The sequence below is a fragment of the Stenotrophomonas sp. FR024 genome (assembly GCF_047500745.2).
GTDB lineage: Bacteria > Pseudomonadota > Gammaproteobacteria > Xanthomonadales > Xanthomonadaceae > Stenotrophomonas > Stenotrophomonas maltophilia_A.
Genome location: NZ_JAXAXM020000015.1, coordinates 101,289 through 110,796, shown reverse-complemented (window position 1 = coordinate 110,796; position 9,508 = coordinate 101,289). Strand labels below are relative to the sequence as shown.

Genomic DNA, 9,508 nt, shown 5'->3' with positions numbered 1-9,508 from the left:
CCGGCACTGCCGTGGCTGCACAGCGGCCGGTAGATCCACGCCATGCGTGGATGGCTGTCCCTGCGAAGAGCGGTGCCGCCCCCCGGCAGCAGGTCCAGACAGTGCGCGTCGCTGTGATTGCCGGCCAGCGGCCGGCACTACCGGTAGATCCACGCCATGCGTGGAGGCCCTCTGCGAGGAACCATGGCGCCAACCAAGGTTGGCAGCTACCAACAGCAGGCCCACACAGCGATCGTTTGCCGGCCAGCGGCCGGCACTACAAGTAGATCCACGCCATGCGTGGATGCTCTCTGCATGGAACCACGGCGCCAACCAAGGTTGGCATCTACAACTGCAGGGCGCGATCACACACAAAAAAGCGGCGCCCTTGCGGGCGCCGCCTTGGCTTGCTTCAGTACTCAGTCGAGCAAGCTCGACGTTACTTCGCCGCAGCCGGGGCCTTGTCCTTCATCATCGCGTCGCGGGCTGCCTTGAACGGGTTGCCTTCGTACCAGTTCGGCCAACGATCACCACCGGCCAGCTCCTTGCCGACACCGTACATCAGCTGCAGGTCTTCGACGGTGCCGTCCAGCTTCCAGGTGGCCGCATCGAACTCGTCCTTCGGGCCGTGGTAGCGGTTGGCGCCGTAGTCGGCTGCAGCCTTGCGGCCCGCGTCCACGCCACCCTCGCGCAGGTCTTCGCCGCCATCGGCGTACAGGGCCGGCACACCGGCCTTGGCGAAGTTGAAGTGATCGGAACGGAAGTAGAAGCCGCTCTGCACCGAGGTCTCACCGTGCAGGGTACGGTCCTGGGCCGCGGCCAGCGGCTTGAGGATGTCTTCCAGCTCCGAGCTGCCGAAGCCGGTGACGGTAACGTCCTTGGCACGGCCGGCCACCGACATCGCGTCGATGTTGATCACGCCGGCGATCTTGTCCAGCGGGAAGGTCGGATGGGCAACGTAGTACTTCGAACCCAGCAGGCCGGATTCTTCCAGGGTCACCGCCAGGAACACCACCGAACGTTCCGGCTTCGGCTCCTGGTGGGCCATTGCTTCGGCCACTTCGAGAATGCCGGCCACGCCGGTCGCGTTGTCGACCGCGCCGTTGTAGATGTTGTCGCCGGTCTCGCCCTCGTGCTTGCCCAGGTGATCCCAGTGCGCCATGTACAGCACGGCCTCGTCGGCACGCTTGCTGCCCGGCAGCACGCCCACCACGTTGCGCGACTGCTTCTGCGCGATCTGGCTCTTCAGATCGACTGCAGCGGTGGCCTTCAGCGGCACCGGCTTGAAGCCGCGCTTGCTGGCGTCCTTGTAGGCCTGCGCCAGGTCCAGGCCGGCACCGGCGAACAGCGCCTTGGCAGCGTCGGCACTCAGCCAGCCCTGCACCGGAATGCGGGCTTCCGGGTCATCCTTGGCCGGCAGGTCGTACTGCGGGCCTGCCCAGGAGTTCTTCACCACATCCCAGCCGTAGGAAGCGCCGGCGGTGTCGTGCACGATCAGCGCGGCAGCGGCGCCCTTTCGCGCAGCCTCCTCGAACTTGTAGGTCCAGCGCCCGTAATAGGTCATGCGCTTGCCGTCGAACAGCTTCGCGTCATCGACATGGAAGCCCGGGTCGTTGACAAACATGACGACCGTTTTGCCCTTCCAGTCCTGGCCGGCGTAGTCGTTCCACTTCTGCTCCGGCGCGTCGACGCCGTAGCCGACGAACACCAGGTCACTGGCATCGACCTTCACCTCGGCCTGGCCGGTACGGGTACCCACCACCATGTCGGTGCCGAACTTCAGCTCGGTGGTCTTGCCGCCCTGGGTGATCTTCAGCACGGTCGATTCGTCGGCCGTGGTCTCGGTCATCGGCACATCCTGGAACCAGCTGTCGCCGTTGCCGGGCTGCAGGCCGATGCGCTGCATCTGGTCGCGGATGTAGTTGACCGTCAGTTCCTCGCCCTTGCTGCCCGGGGCGCGGCCTTCGAATTCATCCGAAGCCAGCGTCTTGACCATCTCGGCGAAGTCGCCGGCGTTGATCTCCGGCGAGAACGCATGGGCCGCCGGCTTGGCAGTGGCGGTGTCGGTGGCCGGCGCGGGCGCCGGAGTGTCTTCGCCTTTGCAGGCACTGAGCGCGGCCGCAGCGGCCAGGCACAGGAGGAGTTTGCGGGGCATCGTCGATTCCTGGAAAACAAAGGGCGGCCGCACCACGTGTACGACCGGTAACAGCGAGTATCACCGAACCGATGGGCGCGGTGTGCTCAGTCCGCCGGAGCGGTTTCGGTGTCGAACGGGATCGGCTCGGCGCCGGTGACCGGGCCGATGCGGGCCGTGCGGTGCACGTACAGCACCACCTCGCGTTCGAACTGCAACGGGCCGTCCACCACGGCATTCGGACCGATGATCACGCGCGGCTTGCGGCTGGCGGTCAGCGAGACGCTGAAGTTCGGCTTGCGCACGTGCACACCGCCCTTGACCTGCGAACCGATGCCCACGGTGATGTCACCGTTGACGGTTTCCACGTCGTTGCCGACGCGGCTTTCGACCAGCCCGATGCCACCGTTCACGGTTTCAACGCCGCCTTCGATCTGGCTGCCGCGATCGCTGAAGATGCTGCCGTTGACGGTGCTGACGCTGCCGTGGGCGATCACTTCGCGGCCCAGGCGTACGCCGCCGTTGACCGTTTCGATCTTGCCGGTGCGCGCGCGATCGGCGACCTTGACCCCGCCGTTGACGGTGTCGATGCTGCCGGTCTCGACACCTTCGCCGACACGGATGCCGCCGTTGACGGTGTCCAGCTTGCCGTAGCGCTGGCCGGGTTCGGCGCTGATGCTGCCGTTGACCTTGCTGATGTTTTCCTGCGCTGCCACTGGCCCGGTGACCAGCAGTACGCCCAACAGCAGCGGAATGGAGAGAGCTTTCATGGGGACCTCGATGGATGTGCGGCTGGCAGGCCGCGTGCGGAGATGTCACCATTCCCCGGTACCCCCTGCAACTGCCTGAAGTCACTGGAAAGCCCTTGCGCAACAACGCCTTCCCATCACGCCGACATCACATCGCCGCTGCTCGCGGCGGGCGCTGCCTGCTGTTGGGGCTGGCCCTGGCACTGGCGTTGCCGCTGCCGGGTGCCGCGCAGACCACGCGCGAGACCGAGCGCAAGCTGCAGAAGCTGCGCAGTGAGCTGAAGGGCGTGGCGCAGGAGCGCCGGCAGATCGAAGGCCAGCGTGGCCAGGCCTCGCAGCAGCTGCGCGAGGCAGATGAGAAGGTGGCCCGCACCGGCCGTGCGCTTGCGCAGACCGAGACCGCGCTGCGCGAGCAGGGAAGGGCCCTGGCCGAGGCCGAACAACGCCGCAGCACGCTGCAGGTCAACCTCGCCCAGCAGCATCGCGAGCTGGCCGGCCTGCTGCGTGCGGCCTACCAGCTGGGCAACCACGCACCATTGAAGCTGCTGCTGTCGCAGGACACGGTGGCCGATGCCAATCGCGCCCTGGCCTACCACCGCTACCTGCAGCGTGAGCGGGCCCAGCGCATCACCACGCTGACCGCCGACCTGAAGGAACTGGAAGCGCTGCAGGCGCAGATTGCCGAGCGCAAGCAGAAGCTGCAGGGGGCGCAGCAGGACCAGAAGCAGCAGGCAGCGGCGCTGGAAGCCGACCGCCGCGATCGTGCAAAGACCGTGGCCTCGCTGGACGAGCGCTTCAAGGACCAGCGCGAGAAGGAACAGGCGCTGGGCCAGGACGCCAAGGCGCTGGAAACACTGCTGGCCAATCTGCGTGCGGCCGCCGCCCGTGCCGAGGCCGAGCGTCGCGCGGCTGCGCGCCGTGCGGCAGCGGAGAAGGCCGCTGCCGAACGTGCCGCACGCCAGGCCGCGGCACAGGGACGGCCGCCACCGCCCACCAAGGTTCCGCCGGCGGTGGCTTCCGCACCGGCGCCGAAGGTGGGGGGCCTGGGTTGGCCGTTGTCCGGCAACCTGCTGGCCCGCTACGGCGGCAAGCTGCCTGACGGGCGTACCAGCAGCGGCGTGCTGATCGGCGCACCGGCCGGCAGCACCGTCACCGCTGTGGCCGACGGTACCGTGGTGTTCTCCGACTGGATGACCGGCTACGGCATGATCCTGATCGTCGACCACGGCAATGGCTACATGAGCCTGTACGCCCACAACGACACCCTGCTCAAGGACGCCGGTGCACGGGTCAGCCGTGGCGATGCGGTGGCCAAGGTCGGCAACTCGGGGGGCCAAGGGGTCACCGCGCTGTACTTCGAGCTGCGTCGTGGCGGGCAACCGGTGAATCCGGACAGCTGGCTGCAGCGGCGCTGAATCCCGGCTCGCCATGAGCGGGCTGGATTCAACGGGAATTTAGCTGTGCTTCGCGCATAATCGGTGCATGTGCCTTGGGCACCATGCCACCGTCGACAGGAGTGATCCATGCGCGCAGCCCGTACCGCCACCCTCTTGCTGGCCCTGTTGCCAGCGCTGTCCTGGGCGCAGCAGACCGCGCCCGCCCCGAGCCAGGAAACCGGCGGGCAGGCAGCGAGCAGCGAGGAGGCGGTGACCTCGAAGGTGCCGCTGGAGGACATCCGCCGCTTCGTGGCCGTCTACAACGCAGTGCGGGCCGCCTACGTCGATCCGGTCGATGACAAGAAGCTGATGCAGGCAGCGGTGCGTGGCCTGCTGCTCGACCTCGACCCGCACAGCACCTACTTCAACAAGGAAGACGCGCAGGCCTTCGACGAACAGGCCAGCGGTGCCTACGAAGGCATCGGCGTTGAGCTGCAGCAGCAGCCAGACAACGCCAGCATGAAGGTGATCTCGCCGATCGACGACACGCCGGCGGCCAAGGCCGGCATCCTCGCCGGTGACCTGATCATCGCCATCGACGGCAAGCCGATCAGCGCGATCGATGCCAGCGAACCGCTGCGCGGCCCGGCCGGCAGCAAGGTGGTGCTGACCATCGTGCGCGAAGGCAAGCCCAAGCCGTTCGATGTCAGCCTCACCCGCCAGACCATCCGCGTGACCAGCGTGCGCAGCCGCCTGCTGGAACCGGGCTATGGCTACATCCGCCTGAGCACCTTCCAGGCCGACACCGGTTCGGACTTCCAGAAGCACGTGCAGCAGCTGCAGAAGCAGTCCGGTGGCCAGCTCAAGGGCCTGGTGCTGGACCTGCGCAGCAACCCGGGTGGCCTGCTGACCGCTGCCGTGCAGGTGGCCGACGACCTGCTCGACAAGGGCAACATCGTCAGTACCCGCGGTCGCATCAGCATCAGCGATGCACGTTTCGATGCAACGCCGGGCGACCTGCTGAAGGGCGCACCGGTGGTGGTGCTGGTCGACGCCGGTTCGGCCAGTGCCTCGGAAGTGCTGGCCGGCGCACTGCGCGACAACAAGCGCGCCCGCGTGGTTGGCAGCCGCACCTTCGGCAAGGGCTCGGTGCAGACCGTGCTGCCGCTGGACAACGGTGACTCGGTGAAGCTGACCACCGCGCGTTATTACACGCCCAGCGGCAAGTCGATCCAGGCCACGGGCATCGTGCCGGAGGTCGAACTGAAGCCGGCCGCTACGCCGGCCGAGGATGCACTGCCGGCCAGCCTGAGCGATTACAGCGAAGCGACCCTGCCGGGCCATCTGCGCGGTGACGACGAGGGCACCGAGGGCTATCACGCCGGTGCGGTACTGCCGGGCGATGGCCCGATCAACGACGCGCTGGCCGAGCTGAAGAACCCGGGTTCGGTGGCTGCACGCTTGAAGGCCGAAGCGACGAAAGTGGATGCGGCCAAGGCTGCGAAGGCCGCTGCCGCGAAGCCGGAGGCGAAGGTAGAAGCGAAGCCGGAAGCGAAGCCGGAAGCGAAGCCCATTCCGGTCCCGGCCAAGCCCTGAGGGTAGCGCCGGGCTGTGCCTGGCGGACACCCTGCTCATGCAGAAGGCGACGCGGCCGAGGCGTCGCCCGATAGAATCGGCCCATGGACGATTCGAACCTGGCGACTACGATCAGCCAACTCCTTGGCCGTGATCCGCTGCCACCTGACCGGGCCGCCACCCTGCTGGAATCCCTGGCGGTCCGCCATGGAATCGATCCGCGCTTTGTCTATTGGTGGGCAGGCAAAGCGACGTCTGATCAGACGATCCAATACGACAGCAGCGATGAAGGCCTTTCCTGCCTGGCTGAACTGCTGGCGGAAGTGAACGGTGAAATGTGCCTGGTAGCGTCAGATGAGCGCGCATTGCCGTGGCCGATCTGGACTCTGCAGGCAAGTGAACTGATTCCTTTGCTCGGCGAGTTGCCGTTCTTTGAGTACTTCGTGGTGCTGGATGACGGCGCTACGCTGCTGTTCGATACCCACCACAACACGTTGGTGGTCAGTCGCGAGTGACGCATTCGGCGTCATCGCGGACGGAGCAGATCCATATCGATGAAGGAGTCGAGCACGCTCGACGCCACGAACGAGCGGGTGCGCGTGGAGCCGGCCAGCGGCCGGCACTACCAGGGGTCAGAAGCCGTGGCGCTTGCGCAGGCGGCGGGCGATGGCCGCCCGCACGTAGACCCCGTACACCACGCCGAACACGAAGCCGCCGATGTGCGCCCACCAGGCGACCATGCCGAAGCTTGGGCCGATATGGGCGAACACCACCTGCAGGGCGGCCCAGACGCCGATCAGCAGGTAGGCCGGGGCGCGCACGAACTCCAGGAACAGGCCGAGCGGAATGACCACGCCCAGCCGGGCGCCCGGGAACAGGGCCAGATAGGCGCCGATCAGTGCGGACACCGCGCCGCTGGCACCGATGATGATCTGGTCCGGGCTGCCCATGGTGTAGATCGCTACCAGGTTGGACACCGCACCGCCGACCAGGAACAGCAGCAGCAGCCGCCACGGCCCCAGCACCCGCTCGGCGGGCAGGCCGAAGATCAGCAGGAACACCAGGTTGCCCAGCAGATGTGACCAGTCCGCGTGCAGGAACAGAGCCGTGAACAGCCGCAGCACGCTGCCGTCCTGCAGGGTCGCCCACCAGTCCAGCGGGTGGGTCAGGCCGGTGGACAGGGCGCCCCAGTCCAGCCAGAGGCTGCCCCGGGCGTCGTCCGGACGCGAGATCGACCACAGGAACGCCAGCCACAGTGCCGCAAACAGCACGGGCGTGGCCCAGCGCAGGGCCGCCTTCTTGCGCGACGGGAGGGAGACGAACATGGGCAATAGCCTAGCGTGCGGGCGCTTACGGCGGGGATTGTCCTGTTCAGCTTCTGGGACGAAAAAAGCGCCTGCGCTGTTATTGTTTCATTAACAGCTCTGGGTAATACTCGCATACGGCGTCGTATGTCGGGAGGGGAATCCGGCGCGCTCCGAAGGGCCCCAAGGCCTGCCGGGCGCAGGCGCACTCAGAGCACCATCACCGCTTACCGGAGAGAGAACTACGATGCAAACCGCTTCCACCATTGCCCGTCTGACCCTGCTGGCCGTCGGCGTTGCCGGTGCGCTGGCCGCCGCCGACGCCAACGCTGCTGCCTTCCAGCTGAAGGAAAACAGCGCCAAGGGCCTCGGCCGCGCGTTCGCCGGTTCCGGCAGCGCCGAAGGCGACGCCTCCATCATCGCCGTCAACCCGGCCGGCATGCGCCAGCTGGAAGGCACGATGGTCCAGGGCGACCTGAGCGCCATCAGCTTCAAGGCCGAGTTCAAGGGCCAGGGCCGCAATGCGGCAGGCCGCCCGCAGACCGGTGGTGACGGCGGCGACGCCGGCATGATCGCTCCGGTCCCGGCTGCGTACTTCCACATGCCGATCGGCGAGAAGGCCCACTTCGGTGTGTCGCTGACCGCACCGTTCGGCTTCAAGACCGAATACGACAACGGTTGGGTCGGTCGTTACAGCGGCCTGAAGACCGATCTGAAGGCCATCGACCTTGGCTTCGCCGCGTCGTATGACGTCAACCCGTACGTGTCGTTCGGCGCGTCGGTGTTCGTCGAGCACCTGACCATGGAGCTGAGCAACGCCGTCGACTACGGCAGCATCCTGGCCGGCGCCGGCGCTCCGGGCTTCGCCCCGGGCAGCGCGGATGGCACCCTGAAGATCGAGGGTGACAACAATGCCGTGGGCTGGACCGTCGGTGGCCTGTTCTCGATCGACGAGAACACCCACATCGGCCTGAGCTACCGTTCGAAGGTCGAGCACAAGATCACCGGTGGTGATGCGACCTTCAGCGGCGCCGACCGCGCACGTTCGCTGCTGACCAACTCGCCGCGTACCCGCGGCTGGTTCATGGACACCAGCGGCAAGGCCACGGTGACCATGCCGGCCTCGGCCACCCTGAGCGTGACCCACAAGGTCAACGACCGCTGGACCGTGATGGGCGACGTGACCCGTACCGCCTGGTCGACCGCCTTTGACAGCGTCACCGTCGACTACGCGTCGCCGCAGGCGGACTCGGTCCTGGAGTTCGGCTACCGTGACACCACCTTCGTGTCGCTGGGCGCCGACTACAAGCTGAGCGACACCGTCACCCTGCGCGGTGGTGTTGCACTGGACCAGACCCCGACCACCGACGCACACCGCGACGTGCGCGTGCCGGATACCAGCCGCAAGTGGCTGTCGCTGGGCGTGGGCTGGACCCCGTCGGCAAACACCGAGTACAACTTTGGCTACACCCACCTGTTCACCAGCGATCCGAACGTGAACGTGCGTGCCACCACTGCCAACCAGGGCAACTCGCTGTCGGGCAAGTACAAGGTCCGTGGCGACGTGCTGGCGGCTTCGTTCCAGTACAAGTTCTGATTCGGGCCTCGGCCTGACGCAGCACACGGAAGGCCCCGCGCAAGCGGGGCTTTCTTTTTCTGTGGCCACGGGCCATCCACGCGTGGTATGGATCTACTGAAGAGCGCAGCCAGCCACGGTGCGGATCCACGACAATAGCGCCATGAACCTGTCCGATCCGAACTTCCAGCTGGAGCTGGCTGCCAACATTGCCGTCGCCGGCTCGATCCTGCTGGCCGGCCGCAACAACGTGCACACCTGGTGGCTGGGCATCGTGGGCTGCACATTGTTCGCCGCCGTGTTCGAGCGTTCGCACCTGTACGCAGACATGGTGCTGCAGTTCTTCTTCATTGCCATCAGCGTGCTGGGCTGGTGGCAGTGGCTGCGTGGCGATCACGGTGCGCCGCTGCCGATTACCTCATTGCGACCGCGTGCATGGGCCTGGCTCGCGCCGCTGGCGGTGGTGGCCACGTTCGGCTACGGCTGGATGCTGACCCGCCTGACCAACGCCTACGCGCCCTACATCGATTCGGCGGTGCTGGTGCTGAGCGTGATCGCGCAGATCCTGATGATGCGGCGCAAGCTGGAATCGTGGTGGGTGTGGCTGTTGGTGAACACCGTGGCGGTGCCGCTGTACTACAGCCGTGGCCTGCACCTGACCTCGATCCTGTACGTGGGCTTCTGGATCAACGCGCTGGTGGCGTTGCGTCATTGGCGCGGCCTGATGCGGGTGTAGCGCCGAGCCCACGCTCGGCGCTACAGGAAAAAAGGCACAAAAAACCCCGCTTTCGCGGGGTTTTTCGTTCACCGCATGA

The 9,508-nt window shown here is 66.7% G+C and carries 8 protein-coding genes; 5 read left to right on the top strand and 3 right to left on the bottom strand.

Annotation, left to right across the window (positions count from 1 at the left end; all coding sequences use genetic code 11):
* Positions 1-418: 418 nt before the first annotated feature.
* A complete protein-coding gene (locus ACMZ91_RS16480; protein WP_049401620.1) occupies positions 419-2,134 on the bottom strand; it encodes a M28 family metallopeptidase in 1,716 nt (571 codons plus the stop codon).
* 86 nt (positions 2,135-2,220) lie between these two features.
* Positions 2,221-2,883 (bottom strand): DUF4097 family beta strand repeat-containing protein, encoded by a 663-nt coding sequence (locus ACMZ91_RS16475; protein ID WP_032129713.1) that lies wholly within the window; start codon positions 2,881-2,883, stop codon positions 2,221-2,223.
* A 95-nt stretch (positions 2,884-2,978) separates the two neighbouring features.
* On the opposite strand from ACMZ91_RS16475, the gene ACMZ91_RS16470 reads away from it, so the two are divergent.
* From ACMZ91_RS16470 to ACMZ91_RS16460, 3 genes are all read left to right on the top strand, one after another.
* Positions 2,979-4,277 (top strand): murein hydrolase activator EnvC family protein, encoded by a 1,299-nt coding sequence (locus ACMZ91_RS16470; RefSeq protein WP_049461916.1) that lies wholly within the window; start codon positions 2,979-2,981, stop codon positions 4,275-4,277.
* A gap of 108 nt (positions 4,278-4,385) precedes the next feature.
* Positions 4,386-5,834 (top strand): S41 family peptidase, encoded by a 1,449-nt coding sequence (locus tag ACMZ91_RS16465; protein WP_049461915.1) that lies wholly within the window; start codon positions 4,386-4,388, stop codon positions 5,832-5,834.
* 83 nt (positions 5,835-5,917) lie between these two features.
* Entirely contained in the window at positions 5,918-6,328 is a 411-nt protein-coding gene (locus ACMZ91_RS16460) for a hypothetical protein (protein WP_032129716.1), read from the top strand.
* A 117-nt stretch (positions 6,329-6,445) separates the two neighbouring features.
* On the opposite strand, the gene ACMZ91_RS16455 is transcribed toward ACMZ91_RS16460, so the two are convergent.
* A complete protein-coding gene (locus ACMZ91_RS16455) occupies positions 6,446-7,138 on the bottom strand; it encodes a rhomboid family intramembrane serine protease (protein WP_019662230.1) in 693 nt (230 codons plus the stop codon).
* Positions 7,139-7,364: 226 nt separating this feature from the next.
* Between ACMZ91_RS16455 and ACMZ91_RS16450 the strand changes: the two genes are divergently transcribed.
* Positions 7,365-8,714, top strand: a complete 1,350-nt coding sequence (locus tag ACMZ91_RS16450) for an outer membrane protein transport protein (RefSeq protein WP_414577368.1) — start codon at positions 7,365-7,367, stop codon at positions 8,712-8,714.
* 142 nt (positions 8,715-8,856) lie between these two features.
* The gene (pnuC, locus tag ACMZ91_RS16445) at positions 8,857-9,429 is read left to right on the top strand and encodes a nicotinamide riboside transporter PnuC (RefSeq protein ID WP_049461913.1); all 573 of its coding nucleotides are present in this window, start codon (positions 8,857-8,859) and stop codon (positions 9,427-9,429) included.
* Positions 9,430-9,508: the final 79 nt, after the last annotated feature.

Excerpts from the sequence above, each read along its gene's own strand:
- ACMZ91_RS16480 (WP_049401620.1), bottom strand. The coding sequence starts at position 2,134 with ATGCCCCGCAAACTCCTCCTGTGCCTGGCCGCTGCGGCCGCGCTCAGT.
- ACMZ91_RS16475 (WP_032129713.1), bottom strand. The coding sequence starts at position 2,883 with ATGAAAGCTCTCTCCATTCCGCTGCTGTTGGGCGTACTGCTGGTCACC.
- ACMZ91_RS16465 (WP_049461915.1), top strand. The coding sequence starts at position 4,386 with ATGCGCGCAGCCCGTACCGCCACCCTCTTGCTGGCCCTGTTGCCAGCG.
- ACMZ91_RS16460 (WP_032129716.1), top strand. The coding sequence starts at position 5,918 with ATGGACGATTCGAACCTGGCGACTACGATCAGCCAACTCCTTGGCCGT.
- ACMZ91_RS16455 (WP_019662230.1), bottom strand. The coding sequence starts at position 7,138 with ATGTTCGTCTCCCTCCCGTCGCGCAAGAAGGCGGCCCTGCGCTGGGCC.
- ACMZ91_RS16450 (WP_414577368.1), top strand. The coding sequence starts at position 7,365 with ATGCAAACCGCTTCCACCATTGCCCGTCTGACCCTGCTGGCCGTCGGC.
- pnuC (WP_049461913.1), top strand. The coding sequence starts at position 8,857 with ATGAACCTGTCCGATCCGAACTTCCAGCTGGAGCTGGCTGCCAACATT.